This is a genomic window from Longimicrobium sp., from assembly GCF_036399255.1.
In the GTDB taxonomy this organism is placed as follows: Bacteria; Gemmatimonadota; Gemmatimonadetes; order Longimicrobiales; family Longimicrobiaceae; genus Longimicrobium.
The window spans coordinates 64,710-88,239 of sequence record NZ_DASWNM010000123.1; the positions used below are offsets into that span (position 1 = coordinate 64,710).

Annotated in this window: 15 protein-coding genes, 1 rRNA gene and 1 pseudogene; 9 read left to right on the forward strand and 8 right to left on the reverse strand. The window is 70.1% G+C overall.

Annotated elements, in window-relative coordinates; all coding sequences use genetic code 11:
- Positions 1-353: 353 nt before the first annotated feature.
- Together VGC13_RS23150 and VGC13_RS23155 are read right to left on the reverse strand one after the other, a co-directional pair.
- Positions 354-1,736: a RagB/SusD family nutrient uptake outer membrane protein gene (locus VGC13_RS23150; RefSeq protein ID WP_331127674.1), complete on the reverse strand. Its 1,383-nt coding sequence runs from the start codon at positions 1,734-1,736 to the stop codon at positions 354-356.
- A gap of 14 nt (positions 1,737-1,750) precedes the next feature.
- Positions 1,751-4,903, reverse strand: coding sequence for a TonB-dependent receptor (locus VGC13_RS23155; RefSeq protein WP_331127675.1), 3,153 nt, complete (start codon positions 4,901-4,903; stop codon positions 1,751-1,753).
- Between the two features lie 543 nt (positions 4,904-5,446).
- On the opposite strand from VGC13_RS23155, the gene VGC13_RS23160 reads away from it, so the two are divergent.
- Complete coding sequence (locus VGC13_RS23160; protein ID WP_331127676.1) at positions 5,447-5,671, forward strand: DUF3343 domain-containing protein; 225 nt, start codon at positions 5,447-5,449, stop codon at positions 5,669-5,671.
- 1,326 nt (positions 5,672-6,997) lie between these two features.
- Here VGC13_RS23160 and VGC13_RS23165 read toward each other — a convergent pair.
- Positions 6,998-8,581: a trehalose-6-phosphate synthase gene (locus VGC13_RS23165; protein ID WP_331127677.1), complete on the reverse strand. Its 1,584-nt coding sequence runs from the start codon at positions 8,579-8,581 to the stop codon at positions 6,998-7,000.
- Between the two features lie 685 nt (positions 8,582-9,266).
- Positions 9,267-9,491: a hypothetical protein gene (locus tag VGC13_RS23170; protein WP_331127678.1), complete on the reverse strand. Its 225-nt coding sequence runs from the start codon at positions 9,489-9,491 to the stop codon at positions 9,267-9,269.
- 203 nt (positions 9,492-9,694) lie between these two features.
- Between VGC13_RS23170 and VGC13_RS23175 the strand changes: the two genes are divergently transcribed.
- From VGC13_RS23175 to VGC13_RS23210, 8 genes and pseudogenes are all read left to right on the forward strand, one after another.
- Positions 9,695-10,090 carry a response regulator gene (locus tag VGC13_RS23175; RefSeq protein WP_331127679.1) on the forward strand — a complete coding sequence of 132 codons (396 nt, stop codon included), beginning with the start codon at positions 9,695-9,697 and terminating at the stop codon, positions 10,088-10,090.
- Entirely contained in the window at positions 10,087-11,067 is a 981-nt protein-coding gene (locus VGC13_RS23180; RefSeq protein WP_331127680.1) for a diguanylate cyclase, read from the forward strand. Before VGC13_RS23175 ends, VGC13_RS23180 begins: the two co-directional genes overlap by 4 nt.
- Positions 11,064-13,164, forward strand: a pseudogene (gene ligA / locus VGC13_RS23185) (NAD-dependent DNA ligase LigA); the annotation flags it as partial. The gene VGC13_RS23180 and the pseudogene ligA, both read left to right, overlap by 4 nt.
- Before the next feature lie 19 nt (positions 13,165-13,183).
- Entirely contained in the window at positions 13,184-13,729 is a 546-nt protein-coding gene (locus VGC13_RS23190) for a hypothetical protein (RefSeq protein WP_331127682.1), read from the forward strand.
- A 584-nt stretch (positions 13,730-14,313) separates the two neighbouring features.
- Positions 14,314-14,763, forward strand: a complete 450-nt coding sequence (gene ruvX, locus VGC13_RS23195) for a Holliday junction resolvase RuvX (protein ID WP_331127683.1) — start codon at positions 14,314-14,316, stop codon at positions 14,761-14,763.
- Positions 14,764-14,840: 77 nt separating this feature from the next.
- Positions 14,841-15,812: an endolytic transglycosylase MltG gene (gene mltG / locus VGC13_RS23200; RefSeq protein ID WP_331127684.1), complete on the forward strand. Its 972-nt coding sequence runs from the start codon at positions 14,841-14,843 to the stop codon at positions 15,810-15,812.
- The gene (gene thiE, locus VGC13_RS23205) at positions 15,809-16,432 is read left to right on the forward strand and encodes a thiamine phosphate synthase (protein WP_331127685.1); all 624 of its coding nucleotides are present in this window, start codon (positions 15,809-15,811) and stop codon (positions 16,430-16,432) included. Before mltG ends, thiE begins: the two co-directional genes overlap by 4 nt.
- Before the next feature lie 40 nt (positions 16,433-16,472).
- Positions 16,473-17,009: a double zinc ribbon domain-containing protein gene (locus tag VGC13_RS23210; RefSeq protein WP_331127686.1), complete on the forward strand. Its 537-nt coding sequence runs from the start codon at positions 16,473-16,475 to the stop codon at positions 17,007-17,009.
- Positions 17,010-17,767: 758 nt separating this feature from the next.
- On the opposite strand, the gene VGC13_RS23215 is transcribed toward VGC13_RS23210, so the two are convergent.
- The 4 genes from VGC13_RS23215 to rrf all read right to left on the reverse strand — a co-directional run bounded on the left by VGC13_RS23215 (position 17,768) and on the right by rrf (position 23,526).
- A complete protein-coding gene (locus VGC13_RS23215; protein WP_331127687.1) occupies positions 17,768-18,562 on the reverse strand; it encodes an aminoglycoside phosphotransferase family protein in 795 nt (264 codons plus the stop codon).
- 31 nt (positions 18,563-18,593) lie between these two features.
- Positions 18,594-21,092 carry a bifunctional aminotransferase class I/II-fold pyridoxal phosphate-dependent enzyme/GNAT family N-acetyltransferase gene (locus VGC13_RS23220; protein ID WP_331127688.1) on the reverse strand — a complete coding sequence of 833 codons (2,499 nt, stop codon included), beginning with the start codon at positions 21,090-21,092 and terminating at the stop codon, positions 18,594-18,596.
- A gap of 366 nt (positions 21,093-21,458) precedes the next feature.
- Positions 21,459-22,883, reverse strand: a complete 1,425-nt coding sequence (locus tag VGC13_RS23225; RefSeq protein ID WP_331127689.1) for a sigma-54 dependent transcriptional regulator — start codon at positions 22,881-22,883, stop codon at positions 21,459-21,461.
- Between the two features lie 526 nt (positions 22,884-23,409).
- A 5S ribosomal RNA gene (gene rrf, locus VGC13_RS23230) occupies positions 23,410-23,526 on the reverse strand.
- Between the last annotated feature and the right edge of the window lie 4 nt (positions 23,527-23,530).

Sequence of the window (23,530 nt, forward strand, 5' to 3'; positions counted from 1 at the left end):
AACGCGGATGGCTCCCTGCCGCATTTCCATCTCAATGCCGTTCCCGATCCCCCACGCCGGCTCATGCCTTGTCGACGGGCGCGCCATGCCTCCGCTCACAACCACCCGCCTTCGCATCGTGGAAAGAGGAACGGTACGAGAAACTCCGTCGACTCCCGTTGACTCCGTGTGAGTTCCCCACCTGCTCCGCAGACCCCTGCTGATGGATCCTGTTCAGCCGTAGCCGCACCCGACCCGTTGCCGGCTATTCCCTATTCCCTGTTCCCTATTCACGACGAAGCGGCGCCCCCAGACCCGGGGCGCCGCTTCATCTTCATCCCTTCACCAGATCGGCCCGATCAGCCCCACCAGGCTCAGTAGCCGGGGTTCTGCTCCAGCTCGGTGTTGGCCTCGATCTCCCGCTGCGGCACCGGGAACAGCAGGCGGAAGCCCGTGAGCCCCAGCTCCGTCAGCATGGCGCCGGCGGATGGCACGTCGGCGAAGCGCTTCAGGTCGAAGAACCAGTGGCCTTCGTAGAACAGCTCGTGCCGGCGTTCCATGAGCACCGCCTCGAGCGCCTCGTTCACCGACACGGTGCCGTTCTCGTTGGCGTCCGCGTCCACCGGGTCGAGCCCGGCGCGGTCGCGGATCACGTCCACGTCCGCCAGCGCCTGCGCCACGTTGCCCAGGCGGGCGGCGGCCTCGGCGCGGATCAGGTACACCTCGGCCAGGCGGATGACCGGAACGTCGTCGGCCGAGGTGGCGATGTCGGTGTACTTGGCACCGAAGTGCTCCTCGTCGCCCGACGGGTCCTCCTGGTACGCCACCTCGAACCGCTCGTCACCCGCCTCGAACGAGTCAAGAAAGTCCTCCGCGGGAGCAAAGCCCCAGCGGCCGCCCAGCGAGCGGGGAAACATCCAGAAGGCGATGGAGCCCGGGTCCGTGACGGTGAACGGGATCTCGAAGAGCGCCTCGGAGGTCTGCTCGTTGTCGAACGCGCTGGCGTAGCTGCCCACCAGCGAGTACTCGCCGCCGAGGATGACGTCGTTGGCCAGCGTGTACGCCTGCTGCCACTCGCCCTGGTACAGGTGCGCGCGGGCCAGCAGCGCCTGCGCGGCCTCGCGGTTGGCCCGGCCGTCGCCGCGCCCGCCGTCGCCGGCCGTGGGCAGCAGCCCCACGGCGGCGGTGAGGTCCGCCTCGATCTGCTGCCAGGTCTCGGCGGCGGTGTTGCGCGGCACGTTGCTCTCCTGGTCCACCACCCAGCGCGGCTGGGTGATCAGCGGCACGCCGCCGAAGAACTTGACCAGGGTGAAGTAGTTCAGCGCGCGGACGAAGCGCGCCTCGCCCTCGAGCGCGGCGTACTCGTCGGCGTCGAACTGGTCCTCCAGCAGCGGCAGCGACGCGACCACGTTGTTCGCGCGGTTGATCCCCTCGTACGCCGCGCCCCAGATCTCGGGAAGCGCGGTGTTCTCGGAGGTCACCGCCTGGCGCCCCACCTCGCGGTCGCTGACGTAGGTGCCCGTCACGTCCAGGTTGCCGGCGTACGCGTCCGGAAACATCAGCACGTCGCGGCAGTAGCCGCCGTCGCACTCCTGCAGCGCGTCGTACATGGCGTTCACGGCCACCCCCACCTCCTCGGGGCTGTCGAGCGCCTCTTCCAGCGCGATCTGCTGCTCCGGCGTGGGGTTGAGTGGATCGTCGCAGGCGGCCGCCGTAAGCGCCGCCACCGCGATGATGCCGAATGCTCTGAGCTTCATTCGCAGGTCTCCCATTAGAAGCCGACGTTCAGGCCGATGGTGTACGTGCGCGCCTGCGGCAGCGTGTAGAAGTCCACGCCCCGGGTGATGTTGGCCGCGCCGTTGAAGTTGACCTCGGGATCGAACCCGCTGTAGTCGGTCCACGTCACCAGGTTCTGACCCTGGACGTAGACGCGCAGGCTGCGCGAGCCCAGGCGGCCGGCGAAGCGCTCCGGCACCGTGTAGCCCAGCACCGCGTTCTTGATGCGGACGTACGAGCCGTCCTCGACGAAGCGGCTCGACGAGCGCACGTTGTCGTTGTCGTCCCAGTACGTGGCCCGCGGCGTGGTGTTGCTGGGGTTGTCGGGCGTCCAGCGGTCACGGGCGAACTGCGAGTTGTTGTCGTAGAACGTGCCGAACGCGTCGCTGTACTCGCGGGTGCCGTTGTAGGTGTCGTTGCCCTGCGAGAACTGCGTGAACACCGACAGGTCCACCCCCGCGAACGACAGCGTGTTCGTCCACCCGCCCTGGTAGTCGGGCCACGGGCTGCCGATGCGCTCCTGGTCGGTGGCGTTGATCAGGCCGTCGTTGTTCAGGTCGCGGAAGCGCACGTCGCCTGGGACGGTAAACTCCGACTGGAAGCCGACCCCCGCGGGGCAGCTGGCGCCCGTGTCGTCGTAGCAGATCTCGTCCTCGGACTGGAAGATCCCGTCCATCACGTAGCCGCGGAAAAAGCCCAGCGGCTGCCCCTCTTCCACGCGCGCCACGAAGTTGCCGTCGATGGCCTGGCCCTCGTACAGCTTGGTGACCTCGTTGCGGTTGTGCGACACGTTGAACTCGGTGGTCCACTCCAGGCCGCCGCGCCGCGCCGCGCGCAGCACCTGCGCCCGCGCCGACAGCTCGAAGCCGGTGTTGCGCATCTCGCCGATGTTCTGGCTGATCTCCTCGAAGCCCGTCGAGAGCGGGATGGGGCGCTCCAGCAGCAGGTCGGTGGTGTACTTGTGGTACCAGTCGAAGCTCAGCCCCAGCCGGTCCTCCAGGAACGCCACGTCGGCGCCCAAGTTCAGCTGGTCGGTCTTTTCCCAGCTCAGGTCCGGGTTGGACAGCTGGAACGGCGCGATCCCCGGCCGGTCGCCGTAGTTGTACCCGCCGCCGAACAGCGCCACCGAGGCGAAGTCGCCCAGCCCCTCCTGGTTGCCGGTGCGGCCGTAGCTGGCCCGCAGCGCCAGGTCGCTGATGAACGACTGGTTCTGGATGAACGGCTCCTCTGTCATGCGGTACAGCACCGACGCGGAGGGGAACACGCCCCAGCGGTTGTTCTCGCCGAACCGCGACGAGCCGTCGGCGCGCACGTTGAACGTGGTCGTCAGCCGGTCGCGGAAGGTGTGCTGCAGCCGGCCGAAGTACGACAGCAGGTTGTACTCGGTGAAGTCGGAGCTGCCGCCGGTGATGGTGGAGGCCGACGCCAGGTTGCGGAACGAGCTGGTGGGAAACTGGGTCCCGAACACCTCGTTGGTCTCGGTGTCGTTCAGCTCGAAGCTGGTGCCCACCACGCCCGACAGCTCGTTGGCGTCGTTCAGCACCCGCTCGAAGTTCACCGTGCCCTCGGCCAGCACCTTGTTCGCGTACGAGTTGCCCACTTCGCCCGAGCCGTTGGAGCCGGTGGACGGGCCCACGATGGGCGAGTCGTACAGGTACCCGCGCAGGATGTAGCGGTCCAGGCCGAAGTTGGCCCGCGCGTTCACCCCCTCGGTGACCCGGTAGTCGGCGAACGCGTTGCCCACCACGTGAAAGCTGCGCTCTTCGGCGCGGTTCTCACGGTTCAGGGCCACGGGGTTGTCGTACGCCAGCGTGCTCAGGTTGTACTCGCCGTCCTCGGCGAACACCGCGTCCACCGGGGCGCTGGCCACGGCGTTGGCGAACGGCCCGTAGATGGTGTTGTCGCCGCGGGCGCGCTCGATGACGCCCTGCGACAGCGAGATGCTGGTGCCCAGGACGATGCGGTCGCTGGCGGTGTAGTCCAGGTTCATGCGCCCGTTCAGCCGCTCGAACCCGTACCCCGACACGATGCCGTCCTGCAGGAACCGCGTGCCGCTGACGTAGTAGCGGGCCCGCTCGGTGCCGCCGGCGATGGAGCCGAACAGGTTGGAGGTGGGCGCCGACGTCATGATCTCGTCGATCCAGTCGGTGTCGACCCGCCCGCTGAACTCCTCCTCGTTGCAGACGCCGCTGTCGTCGTCCGCGCACAGGGGGATGTCGTCGTCGTCGAAGCCGTAGTACTCGGGGATGCCGAAGTCCAGCTCGATGGCGTCGTTCTGCACCTCGACCCACTCGCGGGCGTTCAGGAACGCCGGCTGGCGCCAGGGCTCCTGCGTGCCGTAGTAGGTCTGGAAGCGGATGTCGGGGCGGTCGCCCGCGCGGCCGCGCTTGGTGGTGATGAGCACCACGCCGTTGGACGCGCGCGAGCCGTAGATGGCGGCCGCCGACGCGTCCTTCAGCACCTCGATGGACTCGATCTCGTTGGGGTTCAGGTCCGACAGGGCGTCGATGCCCTGGGTCTGCCCGATGGAGGTGCCGATGGTGGAGAAGTCGCCGCGCAGCATGGGCACGCCGTCCAGAACGTACAGCGGCTCGTTGCCGGCCGTGATGGACGAGGCGCCGCGCACGCGCACCGAGATGGCGCTGCCGGGGACGCCCGAGTTCTGCGTCACCTGCACGCCCGAGACGCGGCCCTGCAGCACGTTCTCGACGGTGGCGACGGGGGCGCTCTGCGTCACCTCGGGGGTGGAGATGGAGGCGATGGCGCCGCCGCCGGCGCGCCGCCGCTCCACCTGCCCGTAGCCGATGACCACCACCTCGTCCAGCCCCAGCACGTCGGGGCTGAGGGTGAAGTTGGCCTCGACGCCGGCGGCGGTCACGGCCACGGTGCGCGTCTGGGCCGAGAACCCGATGCGGACGGCGCGCACGGTGCGCTGGCCGGCCGCCACGTTGTTGAGCGCATAGACGCCCTGCTGGTTGGTGACCACCGTCTGGCTGGTCCCCACCACGGACACCTGAACGCCCTGAAGCGGCTGGCCCGAGCCCTGCTCGGTCACCCGGCCGCGGATGCTTCCCCCTTGCGCAAGGGCCGCCGCGGGCGCGAGCGCCAGCGTAAGGGCCACGGCAAGCAGCAAACGAAGTCTTGTCATCCTGCTTCTCTCCTGGGTTACCGCCGGCCCCCGGTGGGCCGGCGAAACGCTGTGGACCGACTTCACTGTCCCGCTTTGCGCACCCCGGTCCCGCGCCGGGCCGGGGGGCGCCACTCGCTTCCGCTCCTGTCTGACGTGACGAGGCGCGATCCCGATTGCTCCGCGTTGCCTGCCGGAGCGTCTTTGTCCGACCGCCCGCGCCGCGTGCGCACCACGGTGCGCGCCGCCACCGGCGAGGGGCTGGAGTGGGAAAGTAAGGAGGGCCGGCGCCGTGCCGCCCTCCATTGTACGACGTCTGGCCCGCCGGATTACTGACGCGCACAAAATCGTGCGTCATCCGTGGAGGCCCCAAAGGTCCGCCCGGGCTTGCCTGCGGCTGGCCGGCGGCACTGGACGCAGGGTGCGCCCGGCCGCAGCTTGTTCGGGCGCGGGCACGGGCGACACGCTGTTTTCCAGAGGTTTGGCTAGGGGTGCAAGTGTAACCCCGGGGGCTACTTATCGCAAGGATTCCACCCTCCTCCACGCACCGGGAATGGACGCGGGATGACGAGCCGGACCGTCTTTACGTTCGAGACCACGCACCACGCGCTGTGGGCGGAAGAGGTGGCGCGGGAGCGCGGCATTCCGGCCGAGGTCATCCCCGCCCCGCCGGCGGCCCGGGCGCGCTGCAACCTGGCCCTCGAGACGCTGCCGGAGGAGGTGGACGCCCTCGCCGCCGCCCTGGACGGCGAAGGCGTCCCCCACGGCCGGTGGACCGCGGAGGCGTAGCCGAACCGCCTGATCCGCGGAAATGCCGTGGAGCGCAGTCCCTCGCGGTGTGTATCCGCGTTTTTTACGGGACACCCGTTACCCGCCTCCCTCTCTGAGAGCGTGTTTAAGAATCCGACGCTGCGCATCCAGGCAGATCTACCAGCGCTGTCATTCCGAGGCCCGGCCGCGCCCTAGCTGCTTTCACACCAGAGGTTGCAGGGCCGAGGAATCTACTTTCGGATTGCTGGAGGGCAGACGCGGTAGCCGTGCCTGCTTCGCGGCTACGACACGGGCGGACAGGGCCAGTGCCGGAGCGGTGCGGCGGAGCACCAGCAGCAGACAGTAGATTTCTCAGTCGGCGCGCCGAATTTCGTGCGAGCCGATGGTGCGGTGTGGCGCCTCCTTCGAAATGACAGACGGGCGCGAGCGCAGGGATTCTTAAACACACTCTGAGGGAGGCGCCGCTCCGTAACTCGCTTGTACACTGCACCCTGGCGCCGACCGAAGGACCTCGCCAGCAGAACGAAAGGGCGGGTCCCGCGCCCTGATCTGGCCCCTCCGCCACCGAGACGAGGTCCTTCGGTCGCGCGCTATCTGTAGTGTGACTTCTGGTTGGACGTTATGCGCTCCCTCAGGAAGTCACCGCTTCGTCATGGATGTGAGGTTCAGCAAAACCCTCTGAGGGAGGCGCTGCGAGTGCTCTCCTTTTCCCCACGAGTGTGGCGCCGACCGGAAATCTGCGTGCCGGGCGGCGGGATCTGGCGGGCATGGCAGGGCTTCCGGGCTAGGCCCGGGAGGAGAATTCCGCGCGAGGGGAGGGAGATTCTTCGGTCGCGCCATCGGGCTTCCTAGCTTTCCCGGAAGTCCGGGGTGGGCGCTTCCTCAGAATGACAGGTGTTTCTCCGGATTCGTATCCGCACCGCCGCGGAAGACGATCCGCATCGTCCGCCTCCATCCCGTCCGCATCGCCAGCCGTTGCCGGGTGCGCGCCGAACCCCGCCTGCGCGACACCTGATGCGCGTCTTTTGCCGCACCCGGCGACCGTCCCGGCAGCCGGTCGTGCGCGATGTCCGCCGATTCATGCGCGGACCGGGAGTGCGGCAACGGACGCGCATCAGGTGTCGGTTGTGCAGGCTCCGGCGGCGCTCCGGGGAGGATGGGTGCTCCTCGAAAAATTTCTCATGGCTGCAATGCGAGACAGAAGCCGTGGCGGCAACCCGATGATCCCGCACCCCTGCGGATGGTGCGAGGCGAACGAAAACGAGAGGACGCGAAGAGAAAATCCCTCTCCGCGTCCTCTCTCTATTTCCGCACGATGCGTTTCTCCGCTGCGGGCGGAAGGACCTAGCTCCGCGCCTCGCCTTCGGCCGCGTCGAGGGATGAGGGGTCGTCCAGGTCCAGCGGCTCGTCGTCGTCCGCGCCCGCGACGAGGGCGGCGGCGGGAAGGGGCTCGTGGTGGAGAACGGCGCCCCAGGCCGTGAACATCTCGTGCATCCAGTCGTAGATGGTGGTGAGCGACTCCTGCAGCCGCTCCATGGCCGCCGCACGCTCGTCCGCGGGAAGGGTGAGCGCGTCGCGGATGGCCAGCGCGCACCCCTCAGGATCGTACGGGTTGATGAGGATGGCTTCGGGCATGGCCTCGGCCGCGCCGGCGAACTCGGAGAGCAGCAGCACACCGCGGCGGTCCACCTGGCTGGCCACGTACTCCTTGGCCACCAGGTTCATCCCGTCCTGCAGCGAGCTGATGATGCACACGTCCGCCAGCCGGTACAGCACCGCCAGCCGCTCCACCGGCAGCGACTGCTTGATCAGGTGGATGGGGCGCCACTCCGCCGTGCCGAAGCGGTCGTTGATCTCGCGCACCTGGTCGTCCACCTTTTGCGCCAGCTCGTCGTACGCCTCGATGTCGCTGCGGCTGGGCACCGCCACCTGGATGAAGGTGAAGCGCCCCCGATACTCCGGGTACCGGTCCCACAGGAACTCCAGCGCCTTGAACTTCTCGGGCAGCCCCTTGCTGTAGTCCAGCCGGTCCACCCCCACCCCGATCGCCCCGCCGTGCGGCGCGTACCGCCGGCGGATGCGCTCCATCTGCTCGTCCACGCCGGGCGCCGTGGCCGCGTCGCGGAACTGCTGCACGTCGATGGAGATGGGAAACGCGCCCACGTGGCAGGTGTGGCCGTCCAGCGTGGCCGTGCGCGCCTGCCAGTCCACCTCGGCCCCCGCCAGCCGCCGCGCGCAGCGCAGGAAGTTGTCGGCGTGCATGGGGAGGTGAAAGCCCATCAGGTCGTTGGCCAGCATCCCCTTGAGCAGGTACCCCGCCTGGGGCGCCAGCCGAAAGATCTCGAACGGGGGAAAGGGAATGTGCCAGAACTGCGCGAGCGTCAGGTCCGGCCGACGGGCGCGGATGGAAAGCGCCGTCAGCGCCAGGTGGTAGTCCTGGATCCACACCGCCGCCTGCTGCTGGCCCACCTCCTCCAGCACCGCGTCGGCAAAGCGGCGGTTCACCCGGCGGTAGCGCTCCCAGTAGCGGGAGCGCACCCGGGTAAGGTCCGGCCGCAGGTGGCACAGCGGCCACAGGAACTGGTTGGCGAACCCCAGATAGTAGCGGTGGATGTCGCTGTGGGTGAGCCACACCCGCCGCAGCGTGTAGCGCGGGTCCTCCGGCGGCACCTGCACCCGGTGGTCGCCGTCCACCGCCGCGCCGTCGGCCTCGCCGCTTCCCCACGCCACCCACATTCCCCCCAGCGCCTGCAGCAGGGGGTCGAGGGCGGAGGTAAGGCCGCCGGCCGGCCGCCCCACCTCCATCTCCCCCACCCCCTCCTTTGACCACTTGTGCTCGTACGGCTCGCGGTTGCTCACCACGACGAACCGCCGTCCGGCGAACAGGCGCCGGAACAGCGGCTCGATTTCCTGCGGCGGCGTGTGCATCAGACCCAATCCCCCCTGCCCGTGACGGCGCGCGGCGACTCATCGCCCGCGCACCGGAATCATGTCCCCGAGTGTGTTCAAGAATCAGCCCAGCCGCTTGACTGGCCTGACCCGCTGCCGCGAAAGCAACACCCTGGCGCCGACCGAAGGATCTGGCCGGCAGTACGAATGGGCTGGATCGCAACTCAAGACCTGACCCCGGCGTATCCGAGAGCAGGTCCTTCAGTCGCGCGCAACCGATTGCGTACCTTCCACCTTCTCCGTGTGCGCTCCCTCAAGAGGGTGTTGCCAGACCTCCCAGCGTGATTGACTTCCTGAGGGAGGCGCCGCCCCGCAGCTCGCTTGTACACTGCACCTTGGCGCCGACCGAAGGACCTCGCCAGCAGAACGGCGGGGCGGGTCCCGTGCCCTGATCTGGCCCGTGCGCCACCGAGACGAGGTCCTTCGGTCGCGCGCAGGCGGTTGTGTGGAATCGGGTTACACGTGGTGCGCTCCCTCAGGAAGTCATCGCTTCGTCGTGAGCTTGGGGGTGTGGCAACACCCTCTCAGCCTCAGGAAGTCAGGCGTTTGCGTCAGGTACCTGGAAAACCACACTCGTTCGAACCGGTCCGGCGACGCCGTCCTCTGGCTGTCCCCTGTAACCTGTCCCCTGTAACCTGTCCCCTGTAACCTGTCCCCTGATCCCCTACAGCTTGAACCTGCGCCGGGCCATCCGCCCCGCGGCGCCCTCGCGGGTTCCCTGCAGGTGCCGGCCGCTGGGCGCGCGCAGGCGGCGGGCGCGGCGGACGGCGTCGGAGGCGGGGGCGCCGCGGCGGCCGCCCATCAGCAGCGCGGCGCCCGCGCCCAGCGCGATGCCCAGGGCAAAGCCGCCCACGATGCCCAGCCGCCGGGCCTGTTCTTCGTAGTGCATGGGGAGAACCATCCGTGCGTGACGAGGGAAAACGCGGGCGGCGGGGCGGGCGGCAACGCGCGTGCCACCCGCTCCGCGGAACGAAAGGGCTCCACAGCCTTGCACCGGGGAACCCCGGGGGTATTATTATCCCTCTGCCCGCCGCGCGCCACCTGCCGCACGCGCGGGCCCCGGAGCCGATACCGTTCAGGAGGCACATCCGCATGGCGGACTCCAGCAAGACGGTCCTTCTCGTGGAGGACAACGAGGACAACCGGACCGTCTACCGCACCATCCTCGAGCACTTTGGATACCAGGTGATCGAGGCACGCAACGGCGAGGACGGCGTGCGCATGGCCCGCGAGGACCATCCGGACCTGATCCTGATGGACATTTCCATCCCCATCATCGACGGGTGGGAGGCCACGCGCATCCTCAAGGGTGACGCGGCCACCTCCCAGATCCCCATCATCGCCCTGACCGCCCACGCGCTGGCCACCGACCGCGCCAAGGCGCAGGAGGTGGGGTGCGACGGGTACCTGGCCAAGCCCTGCGAGCCGCGCCGCGTGGTGGCCGAGGTCGAGAAGTTCATCGGCTCCGGGCGGGAGGCCAACGCTTGACGAGCACCGCGGCACCGGACGGGGGCTCCACGCGCATCCTGGTGGTGGACGACGTCCCCGACAACGTGGACATCCTGGAGGCGCGCCTTTCGTCGCGCGGCTACCAGGTGGTCACGGCCACCAACGGCGAAGAGGCGCTGGAGCGGGTGGGCGAAGAGCCGCCGCACCTGATCCTGCTGGACGTGATGATGCCGGGGCTGGACGGCCACCAGGTGGCCCGGCGCATCAAGGACGACGCCAAGCTTCCCTTCATCCCCATCATCCTGGTCACGGCGCTCAGCGAGGCCGACGACGTGGTGCAGGGGCTGGAGAGCGGCGCCGACGACTACATCAGCAAGCCCTACAACTTCCGCGAGCTGGAGGCCCGGGTGCGGGCCATGCTCCGCATCAAGTTCCTGCAGGACGAGCTGGACCAGAAGAACCGCGAGCTGGAGCTGGTCAACAAGCGGCTCAAGAAGCTGTCCATCACCGACGGCCTTACGGAGCTGTTCAACCACCGGCACGTGCACCAGCTGCTGCACGACGAGTTCGAGCGCAGCGCCCGCACCGGCGAGTCCATCGCGGTGGTGATGATGGACCTGGACCGCTTCAAGTCGGTCAACGACACGTATGGCCATCCCACCGGCGACGTGATCCTGTACGAGACGGCGAAGATCATCACCGAGACGGCGCGCGAGATCGACATGCCGGGGCGCTACGGCGGCGAGGAGTTCATCGCCATCCTTCCCGACACGGGCGAGGAGGCGGGCGAGCACTTTGCCGAGCGCGTGCGGGCCGCGGTGGAGGGCCACGTGTTTCGCGACGGCGCCACCGAGGTGCGCATGACGGTGAGTTGCGGCGTGGCGGCGTTCCCCGCGCCCGGCACCGACACGCCCGAGGCGCTGCTGAAGGCGGCCGACTCGGCGCTGTACCAGGCCAAGCACGGCGGCCGCAACCGCGTGGTCCGCGCGTCCCAGGCCGAGCCCGCCCCGGAATGACCCCGCCCCACCCCGCCCCACCGGCCGCCGAGGCCGCGCGCGCCGCCGAGCTGCGCGAGGCCATCGACCGCGCCAACCACGAGTACTACGCGCTCGACGCGCCTACCCTGTCCGACGCGGAGTACGACCGCCTCTTCCGCGCCCTGCGCGAGATCGAGGCGGCGCACCCCGAGCTGCGCACCCCCGACAGCCCCACCCAGCGCGTGGGCACCGAGCCCGCCAGCCGGCTGGAAAAGACGGAGCACCTGGCGCCCATGCTGTCGCTGGACAACGCGTTCGGCGAGGACGAGCTGCGCGCGTGGGAAACCCGCAACGCCCGCATCGCCGACGAGGTGCGCGCGGCGGGATACGTGTGCGAGCCCAAGATCGACGGGCTGGCCATCGCGCTGACGTACGAGGACGGCGTGCTGGTGAAGGGCGCCACGCGGGGGAACGGGACGATCGGCGAGGACGTGACGCGCAACCTGCGCACGATCCGCGAGATCCCCCTGCGGCTGCGCGCGGACGGGCCGCCGCCCCCGCGCCGCTTCGAGATCCGCGGCGAGGTCTACATGTCGCTCGCCGGATTCCAGGCGCTCAACCAGCGGCGCGCGGCCGAGGGGCAGGCGACGTTCGCCAACCCGCGCAACTCGGCGGCGGGGTCGCTGCGGCAGCTGGACCCGGCGGTCACGGCGTCGCGGCCGCTGCGCTTTTTTGCCTACGCGCTGAAAGCCGAGGCACGCGAGCCGCTGCCGTTCGACACCCAGTGGGGGCTGCTGGAGACGCTGCGCGCCTGGGGGCTGCCGGTGAACCCCCTCGCCCGGCCCTGCGCCGGCCTGGACGAGGTGCTGGCCTTCGTGCACGAGTTCGAGGGGCGGCGCGCGGAGCTGGACTACGAGGTGGACGGCGCGGTGGTCAAGGTGAACCCCCTGGCCCTGCACGGCGAGCTGGGAATCGTGGGCGGGCGCGAGCCGCGCTGGGCCATCGCCTACAAGTACGCGCCGGACCTGGCGGTGACCACGCTGCTGGACATTCGCCTGAACGTGGGGCGCACGGGGGCGCTGAACCCGTACGCGGTGCTGGACCCGGTCGAGGTGGGCGGCGTCATCGTAAAGCTGGCGACGCTGCACAACGAGGACGACATCCGCCGCAAGGACCTGCGCGCGGGGGAAAAGGTGATCGTCAAGCGCGCGGGCGAGGTCATCCCCCAGGTGGTGGGCCCGGTGCTGGAGGAGGGGCAGGCGCGCGCGGAGCCGTTCTCCATGCCCGACGCCTGCCCCGCCTGCGGGACGCCGGTGGAGCGGCCCGAGGGGGAGGCGATGCTGTACTGCCCCAACTCGGCGTGCCCGGCGCGCATCTACTGGGGGCTGGCGCACTTCGTCTCGCGCGGGGCCATGGACATCCGCGGCCTGGGCGAGCGCACCATCGCCACCCTGCTGGAGCGGGGGATGGTGCGCGACGTGGGCGACATCTACACGCTCACCGAAGAGCAGCTGCTGACGCTGGAGGGCTTCAAGGAAAAGTCCGCGCAGAACCTGCTGGCGGGGATCGAGGCCAGCAAGCAGCAGGGGCTGGCGCGCGTGCTCTTTGGCCTGGGCGTGCGCCACGTGGGCGAGATCGCGGCGCAGACGCTGGCGCGGCACTTCGGAAGCATGGAGCGGCTGTCGGCGGCATCGATCGAGGAGATCGAGGCCGTCCACACCATCGGCCACACCATGGCCGCGGCGCTGCACGCCTGGCTGGCCGAGCCGCGCAACCAGGAGGTCGTGGCCAAGCTGGCCGCGGCGGGGGTGAAGATGACGGAGGAGCGCACGGAGCCGGCCCAGGGTCCGCTCACGGGCAAGGCCTTCGTCATCACCGGCACGCACCCCACCCTGACGCGCCCGCAGATCGAGGAGTTCATCCAGCGCAACGGCGGCCGGGTGACGGGCAGCGTGACCAAGAAGACGGACTACCTGGTGGTGGGCGAGGACGCGGGCTCCAAGCTGGCCAAGGCCCGCGAGTTGGGCGTGGCCGAGCTGACCGAGGCCGCCCTGCTGGAGCTGCCCGCCACGCTGGCCGCCGCGGCGGACGCCGCCGAATCCCCCGAATCCGCCGAAGAAGTCCCCGCGGACGAATCCCTTCAGACGGAGCTGCCATGAACGCCACCGCCGCGCCCGCGCGCTTTCTGCAGGTGCCCGCCACGCTGCTGGGCACCGTCCGCCGCTTCGTGGTGGGCGACCGCGAGCCCATGGAGGCCGTGAACGTGCTCCGGCAGATCGGCTACGAGCTGGGGGACGAGGTGTACAGCGCGCTGAACGAGCGGCTGTCGCGCGACTACGCCGGCACGGAGTGGGGCGCGCTGGATCCCACCGAGTTCTGGCGCGCGGCGGCGGGCTTCTTTACCGACCGTGGCTGGGGCGCGCTCTCGTTTCGCGACCTGCACCCGGCGGTGGGGGTGATCGAGCTGAGCGGGTGGGTGGAGTCGGAAGCGGAGGGCGGCCCCCGCGGCGCGCACCTTTCCACCGGCCTGTTCTCCGCGCTGCTGGAGCGGCTGGCCGGCGCCGGCGTGGCGGTGATGGAGGTACCCAGCGGCTCGGCGGACCGCACGCGCCTGGTCTTTGCCCGCGGCGACGTGCTGGGGCTGGTGTACGAGCACGTCCGCGGCGGCGCGTCGCTGGAGGACGCGGTCGCCCGGCTGTAGGGGGGATAGGGGACAGGTTACAGGGGACAGGGTACAGCCTGCCCGCGACGGCCCGCCTCTCGCGCGGGCCGTTCGTATTTCGTACTGTCGTACGATCAGGAGACCGCGTCCGGGACGAACCATGTCATTCTTAGGGAAGCGCCCGCGCAGAACCGTCTTCACGCTCCGAGGCCGTGGCGCCGACCGAAGAATCTCTGTCGGGAACGCGGGCCCCTCGCGACGAGCCCGGCCGCAGCCGGCGGGATCGTGGCGCCCGGAATGGCTTCGTATTTCGTACTGTCGTACCGCCCAACTGCGTCCGGATGATCGGTGTCATTCTGAGGGAGGCGCCCGCGCAGAACCGTCTTCGCGCTCCGAGCCCGTGGCGCCGACTGAAGAATCCCTGTCGGGAACGCGGGGCCCCTCGCGACGAGCCCGGCCGCAATCGTGGCGCCCGGATGACACGGTCCGCCGGAGCTTCGGATCAGTGGTCTTTTCGTGGATCCGGAATAACTTCGTACGTTCGCACTTTCGCACTTTCGCACTTTCGCACTTTCGCACTTTCGCACTCACGCACTCACGCACTCACGCACTCACGCACTGCCTTGTCCCGCACCATTGCTTTCGACTACGGCGAGCGGCGCATCGGCGTGGCGGTCAGCGACCCCACGCGCACCATCGCGACGCCCATCGCCACCCTGCAGCGCCGCGCGGGCAAGCGCCCGCCGTGGGCCGAGATCGCCACCCTGGTGCAGCAGCAGGAGGCGGACGAGGCGGTGATCGGCCTGCCGCTGGACCTGGCGGGCGAGGAGGGGGCGTGGGCGGCGGAGGTGCGGCAGTTCGGCGACGACCTGGCGCGGCGGACGGGGCTGCCGGTGCACTGGATGGACGAGCGGATGTCGTCCGTGCGCGCGGAACGCTCCATCCGCGGCATGGGGCTGAAGAAGAGCGCGCGCGAGCAGAAGGAGCGCATCGACGCCGGCGCCGCGGCGGTGATCCTGGAAGGCTTCCTGGCGCTGCGGCGGAACCGGGCGGCGGCGGGGGAGGAAGGATGAAGGTGATAGGGAATAGGGAACAGGGAATAGGGAATAGCGGGCGACGGCACCGGCGGATCGTCGGAGTACTGGCCGCGATGCTCTTGCTCGGCGCGTGCGGGAGCGGCGAGGGGAAGGGGGAGCCGGTGCGCTTCACGGTGCCGCGCGGGGCGGGGATGTCGTCGGTGGCGGACACGCTGCAGAAGCGGCAGGTCATCGGCTCGCCCGCGACGTTCAAGCTGTATGCGCGGATGAAGGGCGCGACCGCCAAGCTGCGGCCGGGCGTGTACGAGGTGCGGCCGGGGGCGGCGTACGACCTGATCCTGCGCAAGCTGACCACGGGCGACGTGGTCAAGACGCGGCTCGTCATTCCCGAGGGGTGGGAGCTGCGGCGGATCGCCCCCCGCCTGGGCCAGGTGACGGGGGTGTCGGAGGATTCCGTCCTTTCGCGGCTGATGGACCCGGCGCAGGCGCAGAAGTACGGCGTGCCGGGGCCCACGCTGGAGGGCTACCTGTATCCCGCGACGTACGTCTTTCCCATGGGCGCGTCGCTGGACGTGATGGTCCGCGAGCTGACGACGCAGTACAAGCGCGCGTGGACGCCGGCGATGCGCCAGCGGGCGCAGGCGCTGCGGATGAGCGAGCGCGAGGTGGTGACGCTGGCCTCCATCGTCGAAAAGGAGGCCAAGGTGTGGACGGAGCGGCCCACCATCGCCCGCGTGTACCACAACCGCCTGGAGCGCCGCATGCGCCTGGAGGCGGACCCCACGGTGCAGTACGCCCTGGGCGAGCACCAGCGCCGCCTGCTGCGGCGGCACATCCAGCAGGTGGCGGACGATCCGTACAACACGTACCGCCACAGCGGCCTGCCGCCGGGCCCCATCGCCTCGCCCAGCCGCGGCGCCATCGAGGCCACGCTGAACCCGGCGGAGCACGACTACCTGTTCTTCGTGGCGCGCGCCAACGGCACGCACGTCTTTACGCGGACGTACAACGAGCACCTGCGCGAGGTGGCCCGCTACCGCGCGGAGATGCGCGCCCAGCGCGCGCGGCAGCCCGCCGCGCCATGAGCGGCGCACTGGCGGACCGGCTGCGGCTGATCGTCGTCACGGACCCGGACTGCGGCGCGGGACGGGACGTGGCCGGCGTGGTCCGCGCGGCGCTGCGGGGCGGCGCGCCGGCCATCCAGCTGCGGATGAAGGACGCCTCCGCGCGGGAGATGGCGGAGATGGCCCGCGCGCTCCTGGTCCACACGGGGGCGGCCGGGGCGCTGCTGTTCATCAACGACCGCGTGGACGTGGCCCTGGCCGTCGAGGCGGATGGGGCGCACGTGGGGCAGGACGACCTCCCCGTCGCCGCCGCGCGCCGCATCGTCCCGCCCGGTTTTCTGCTGGGCGTATCAGCGGAGACGGCGGAGTTGGCGCTGGCGGCGCAGGCGGACGGCGCGGACTACGTGGGCGCCGGCCCGGTGTACGCCACGGGAAGCAAGGCGGACGCGGGGGATGCGGTCGGCGTCGGGCGCATCGCGGAAGTGGCGGCCGCCGTGCGCATTCCCGTCGTCGGCATCGGCGGGATCACCATCGCCAACGCGCCGCCCGTCATCGCGGCGGGCGCGGCGGGTATCGCCGTCATCAGCGCGGTGATGCGCGCGGAAGATCCCGAAGCCGCCGTCCGCGCGCTGCTCGCCTGACCCGGATCCCCCCCCTCCGCTCCGCCCCGTCCGACGATCCATGCCCCTGATCCCCTGCCCCGCCTGCGAGCACTCCATATCGGACCAGGCGCCGTTCTGCCCGCGGTGCGGCCACCCGCTCAAGTCCGACGCGCCCGCCGCGGCTCCACCGCCCGCCCCTGCCCTTCCCGCCACCCTGCCCGCGCCAACGATACCGGAGCCGGCGGACCCGTTTCGCTGCGTCTGCGGCGTGTGGAATCGGGAGGGCGCGCAGCGGTGCGCCTCGTGCGGCCGGGCGCTGGGGGTGGTGGTGGGACGGCGGCCGGTGCAGTACATCCACACGGCCCCGCTGGCCCCGCCCCCGCTCCGCCTCCCCGAGGGCGAGCGGCAGGCCGCGGACAGCGCCGCGGAGACGCTGGCGACGATCTCGCTGGTCTGCGCGGTGGTCGCCCTGTTCGTCTGGGCGCTGGTGTTCGGCCTGATCGCCCTGGCGTGCGGGATTCCCGCGTACCTGCGCGGCGCCAAGCGCGGCCTTGCCGGGGTGATCATCGCCATCGCGGCGATCGGGGGCTGGCTCGTCATGCTCCTGCTGCTGTAGCGGCGCCCGCACGCAGAAAAGCCGGAGCCGCGCATCCAGCGCGGCTCCGGCTTTCGCCATTCATCCCCATGAGCGGCGATCTTGCAATCGCGTCCCTCCCGGTCGCCCCCCGGCCCAGCGTCGCCCAAGATGTGGTGGATCGCCCCGAGAGAGGATGTTGCCAAACCTCCCAGCGTGATTGACTTCCTGAGGGAGGCGCCGCCCCGCAGCTCGCTTGTACACTGCACCTTGGCGCCGACCGAAGGACCTCGCCAGCAGAACGACGGGGGCTGGTCCCGTGCCCTGGATCTGGCCCCTGCGCCACCGAGACGAGGTCCTTCGGTCGCGCGCAGGCGGTTGTGTGGAATCGGGTTACACGTGGTGCGCTCCCTCAGGAAGTCACCGCTTCTTTGTGAGTTTGGGGTTTAGCAACACCCTCTCAGGAAGTCACGCGCTCCCGTCAGAGGGTGTTGCCAAACCTCCCAGCGTGATTGACTTCCTGAGGGAGGCGCCGCCGCGTAACTCACTTGTACACTGCACCCTGGCGCCGACCGAAGGACCTCGCCAGCAGAACGACGGGGCTGGTCCCGTGCCCTGATCTGGCCCCTGCGCCACCGAGACGAGGTCCTTCGGTCGCGCGCAGGCGGTTGTGTGAAATCGGGTTACACGTGGTGCGCTCCCTCAGGAAGTCACCGCTTCTTTGTGAGGTTAGGGGTTTAGCACCCCCCCTCTCAGGAAGTCACGCTTCGTTGTGAGCTTGAGGGTTTGGCAACACCCTCTCAGGATCTCGCCAGCTCCGCCGCCGCCAGCTCGGCCACCGCGAGCGCCAGCACGGGATCATCCCCATCCTCCAGCGACCACGCGGCGGAAAGGCCCGTCCAGGCCAGGATCCACCGCAGCAGCCGGCCGCGCTCCAGCCCCGCCGCCGCGGCGACGACGTCCGCCTGCCGCGCCAGGCGCCCAGGCGACGTAGCGGTCTGCAGATCTGGATTGCAGAACAGGTTGGCGAAGTCGAAGCCACGCTCGCCCACCAGCCCCTTGGGATCGATCGCCAGCCAGCCGCGCGCGCCAAAATCCAGCACGTTGCCGTGGTGAAGGTCGCCGTGCAGCACCACCACGTCGCGGGGCTCGGCCAGCAGCTCGCTCGCGACGGCGGCGGCACGCGCCAGGATGCCGCCGTGCGCCGCGCCCGCCGGCTCCAGCGCGCGGAACCAGCGGTCGAGGGGCACCAGCGGCGGCGGATGGTCGCGCGGCGCGTGCAGCCGGGCCGCGGCCGCGCAGAGGATGCGGCTGGCCTCATCGTCCTCCCCGCCGCGCGCCATCTCGATGAGCGAACGGGTGCCGAGGGCCCGCTCCATCAGCAGGGCGTCGCCCTCGTGCTCCAGCACCCGCGCCGCGCCGTCGCCGCCCCACCAGGCCATCAGCCGCGCGCCCGCCCGCTCCTCCGGCTCGCGCGCCACCTTCAGCATCAGCGGCACCCCGTCGCGCCGCACGGGCGCCACGATGCTGCTGTGCGTGACGATCGGCTCCCCGTCGGAATCCAGCCGCCAGGCCGAGAGATGCTCTTCGATCATCCCCCGACGTTGCGGGGGCGATCGCCGTCCGTCAAGCGGCGCCCAGCCCCACGCTCGTCGCGACGGCCTGCAGCTGGTCGCCGGAGTCGTGCTCCAGCGCCAGCACGTACGCGCAGGTGGAATGCGCCACCGCGCCAAAGCGCTGCTTCTCCGTCTCCGCGTCCATCCCCAGGTGCAGCGTGTGCGCGCCCAGCTCGCGTGCGCGACGCGTCATCTGCAGCAGGAGCTGGCGGTAGGCGCCGGTCTGCGTACCGGCCACGTACGCGTAGTCCACGCCGCACATGAACACCGCGTAGTGTCCGCCGCCGCGGTGCCCGGCGAACCACGCCACCGGCCGCCCATCTCCCGGACCGCCCGCGGACGCGTCCAGCGTGAGCGCGACCACCTCCCACGCCGGGCTGGCCAGCAGCGCCGGCACCACGCTTTCCGGCAGCGGAAAGGTGTTGATGCGCAGCCCGCGCTCCGCCACCTGCAGGTAGAGCCGGTGCAGGTGCGCCGCCATCTCCCCGTCCTCCGGGGCGCCGGCCTCCACGCTCCACACCTGCACCCGGTACGGCGCCGACGCATCCGCCAGCTCCCGCAGAAAGCGCCGCGTGCGCTTGCTTGCCTTCGCCGCCACCGCCTCCTCCGTGCGCCGCGCATCCAGCCGATAGCTGCTCATCAGCGGCACCTTCACGAAGTCGCGCGCGCCCATCCAGGCATCCATCTCCCCATCGTCCCCCCGCAGGTCGCGCAGCACCACGCCCGAGGCACCCCACTCCGCCGCCGCGCGCATGGCCTCCGCGTGCACGGCCCCGAGCGCCGCCGGCCACGCCGGGTCCGCGCGGTCCAGGAACAGGTGGTCGCCCTCCGAGAAGTACGAGCCTAGCGTCACCACGTCCGAGCTCAGCAGGTAGGGATCGCCCTCGCGCCGCCGCCGCTCCACCTCCGCCGAAACGCGCGGCTCCGAGAACATGTCGTCCTTGTGCAGGCAGCGGCTGAAGTACGTCGCCGCCGCCGGCGTGCCGTCCTCGCGCCGCACGGTCACGTAGCGAAAGCGCCAGCGGTGCTCGCGCCCCGGCTGGTGCGCGCCGAACAGCGCCTCCGCCGTGCGCAGCGCCTCCCAACTGCTCGCCCCGCGCCCCGCCATGCACGCGTCCCACTCCGCGCGCTCCACCTGCCCGATGGAATCCGCCACCTCCACCCGCCACCCCGCCGGCAGCGGCGAGTCCACCGGACGCGGCGCGGCGGCCGGCGCCGCCGCACCAAGCGCCGGCCCGCCCCACGCCTCCGCCGGCACCGCGTCGCGGTACAGGTCGTCCAGCTCGTCCCGGCTCACGCCGTGCTCCGCCAGCGCCCGGGGAACGTGCCGCGCCAGCGCCTCCACCACCCCGCGGATCTCCGCCGGCGTGTGCAGCGCCGTCACCGCCAGGCGAATGCCCGCGCGCCGCTGCGGAACGGAGGGAAAGGTAGAGATGGTGACGTGCCACCCCTCGTCCATCATCCGCTGCGCCACCGTCATGGCCGCCTCGGCGCGTCCCAGGCGAAGAAAGAAGATGGGCCCCTCGTTGCGCACCAGCAGCGGCAGGCCGTGCTCGCGCAGCAGCGTGTTCATCAGCGCCGCGCGCGCCGCAAAGGTGCGCTGCAGCCCGCCGATTTCGTCCGACAGGTGCACCCGCGCCGAGCCCAGCGCCGCCCCCAGCATCGGCGGCTGCAGCGGGCCCGAGAACACGTACGGCCCGCCGCACAGCCGCACCCGCTCGCGCTCCTCCGCCGAGCCAAAGACGAACGCGCCGCCGCCGGCCGCGAACGCCTTGACCAGCGAGGTGCCCAGCACCACCCGCTCGCTCATGGGAAAGCGGGACAGGAACCAGCCGCGGCCGTGCTCGCCGGCCCAGCTCATCCCGTGCGCGTCGTCCACGTACAGCCGCAGGTTGGGCGCGAGCGCCATCGCCTGCCGCAGCAGCCCGAGGGGCGCAAAGTCGCCGTACATGCTGAAGATGCCGTCGATGGCGAACCACACCGTGCGGTGCGTCCGCGCCAGCCGCGCCACCGTCTCAAGCAGGCGCGCGTCCAGCTCGCGGTGGCGAATGGTCTCCACCCGCGTGCCGTTGGCCTGTGCCAGCGTGGCCGCCACCTGAACGCTGCGGTGCGCCTGGTTGTCCACCAGGATGGCGTCCTTTTCCGTCGCCAGCGTGGGCAGCACCATCTGGTGCCCCTGCGTGGTGGACGGCGCCACCAGCGCGTACCCGCCGAACACCGCGGACAGCATCTCCTCCAGCTCCGCGTACGGCGGCGCCGAGGCGTAGCCGCGCGACTGCGAGAACTGGGTGCCGTAGCGGCGCACCGCGTTCATCACCCCCTGCACCAGCGCCGGATGGAACTCCAGCCCCAGGTACGAGCACGAGCCGAACGTCACCAGGTCGCGCCCGTTCAGGCGGATGGTGCGGCCCTGCAGCGGCTGGTCGTCCGCGATCTGGAAGAGGACGCCGCGGTCGCGGGCCTCGCGATGTATTCCTTCGACGATGGAAATGTGCTCCGACGCGTTCACGCTACTCTCCCTGGAAGTTGCGGCAGCGGAGGTGGACCGGCCGCGGCCGCCCGCGTGGCGAGACTCCGCCGCGCTGACACACGAAGAGGAAGCGGCCACCTGCCGCTCCCCCCTTTCCCGGCCATCCACTTCGTGGCCAGGGATGATGATCCTTCTCCGCCCCCGCGACCCACGTCCGTCCCAGGACGGCGTTGGATCGGGCCGATTCTCCCCCGCAACCCGCAGCCGCGACACGGACCCGCGCCGGAGAAACGCCGGAGCGCACGTGGCTCTGACCGGGGACACCGATCGCTGTGGATAGGAAAGAGCCGAGGGCCGCGCAGACTTTGCGCGGCCCTCGGGCGGCGGCGGACGATCAGGCGGCGGCTACCAGGCCGCCTCGCGCCCTTCCAGGTCGTACTTGGTGAGCATGCGGTGGATGGTCTTGCGGTCGATGCCGGCCGTGCGCGCCGCCTGCGAGATGTTGCCGCTGTGCCGGCGCAGCAGGTCGCGCAGGTACTCCTTTTCGAACACCGTGATGGCGTCGTTCTTGGCCTCGTGAAACGGCAGGTCGGCCGAGTAGACGATGGAGGACCGGCCCGAGGCCTGCTGCGTGGCCGTAAGCTCCTCCGGCAGGTCCTCGGCGGTGATCTCCTCCCCCGGCATGCACAGCGACACGATGCGCTCCACCATGTTCTGCAGCTCGCGCACGTTGCCGGGCCAGTGGTAGTCCACCAGCACCCGCAGCGCCTCGGGAGAAAAGCGCAGGTTGCCGCGCTCGTACTCCTGCCCGAACTTGCGCAGGTAGTGCTGCGCCAGCGCCGGAATGTCCTCGCGGCGCTGCCGCAGCGGAGGAAGCTTTACCGGCACCACGTTAAGCCGGTACAGCAGGTCCTGGCGCAGGTTGCCGTCGCGCACCGCCGCCTCGGGGTCGCGGTTGGTGGCCGACACCAGGCGCACGTCGATGGGGATCTCGGCCTCGCCGCCCACGCGCCGGATGCGGCGCTCCTGCAGCACGCGCAGGAGCTTGGCCTGCAGCTCCATGCTCATCTCCGAGATCTCGTCCAGGAACAGCGTGCCCCCGGACGCCACCTCGAACAATCCCCGCTTGGTCTCGCGGGCGTCGGTGAACGCGCCCTTCTCGTGCCCGAACAGCTCGCTCTCGAGCAGGTTGTCGGGGAGCGCCGCGCAGTTGATGGCCACGAACTGGCGGTCCGAGCGCCGGCTGTTGGTGTGGCAGGCGCGCGCGATGAGCTCCTTGCCCGTCCCCGACTCGCCCGAGATGAACACGCTGGCGTCGGTGGGCGCCACGCGCGACACCACCGAGAACACCTTCTGAATGCTCTCGCTGGTACCGATGATGTTCTCGAAGCTGTAGTGCTTCTTGAGCTGGTCGCGCAGGTGGGCGTTGTCGCGCACCAGCTGCACCTGCTGCGCCGCCCGCCCGATGAGGATGCGCAGCTGCGTGGCCGTGAACGGCTTGGGGATGTAGTCGTACGCCCCCGCGCGAATGGCCTCCACGCTGCTGTCCACCGTGGCGAACCCGGTGATCATCACCACCAGGGTGTCGGGCGCCACCTTCTTGATCTCCTTGAGCAGCGCCAGCCCGTCCATGTCGGGGAGCATCAGGTCGGTCAGGACGATGTCCGGCCGGTGGCGGCGAACGTTCTCCAGGGCGTTCTTTCCCCGTCCCTCCGTATGAACGGTGTACCCCTCGCTGGAAAGGATCTGCCCGCAGCTCTTTACCAGCAACTCCTCATCATCGCAGATGAGAACGCTGATGGCGGCTTCGGAGGGGGACGTGTCGCTCATGCTGTTATTGCCCCATGAGAGCGGACGAAACCGGACGCAGCGGAAGCCGGTTCAGGACAGGAACTTCCAGTAGTATACGTCGCGAAGGCCTGTGGGGCAACCTTGCCGCACCGGGATATGGCGGATTTCCTGCGTAGTCCAGATTGCGCGCGCGCATCGGGTCAGCACCGACCCACTCCATCACCTGTGCGGCGGGAGAAGGATGGACGAAGAAGTGGGACATGCCCTCCAGAGTGGCGCACATCTGTCCCGATCACACATGCAGGAGGGCTCAATGTCCCGTGCGCCTGGTGGCGGGGTTTGTGGTTGATTGGTTGATGTAGCCGCGGGGATTCGGATCCGTAGCCGCAATTCCTCCACAGATAAAGCAGTTGGGGTACAGAGGAACAGAGATACAGAGGGAAGGCTTTCCTCTGTATTCTCTGTTCCTCTGTACCCCCCCTCGCAGTTCTTCCTGGCGGATACGCCGGAAACGACAAACGCCCGCTCCGATCACGAATGATCGAAGCGGGCGTTTGTTAGTATAGGCCGGCGGCGCCGTACTCTCCCACCGGGTGGCCCCGGCAGTACCATCCGCGCAGCGGGTTTTCACTTCCGAGTTCGGGATGGGATCGGGTGGATCCCCCGCGCCATAGCCACCGGCCATA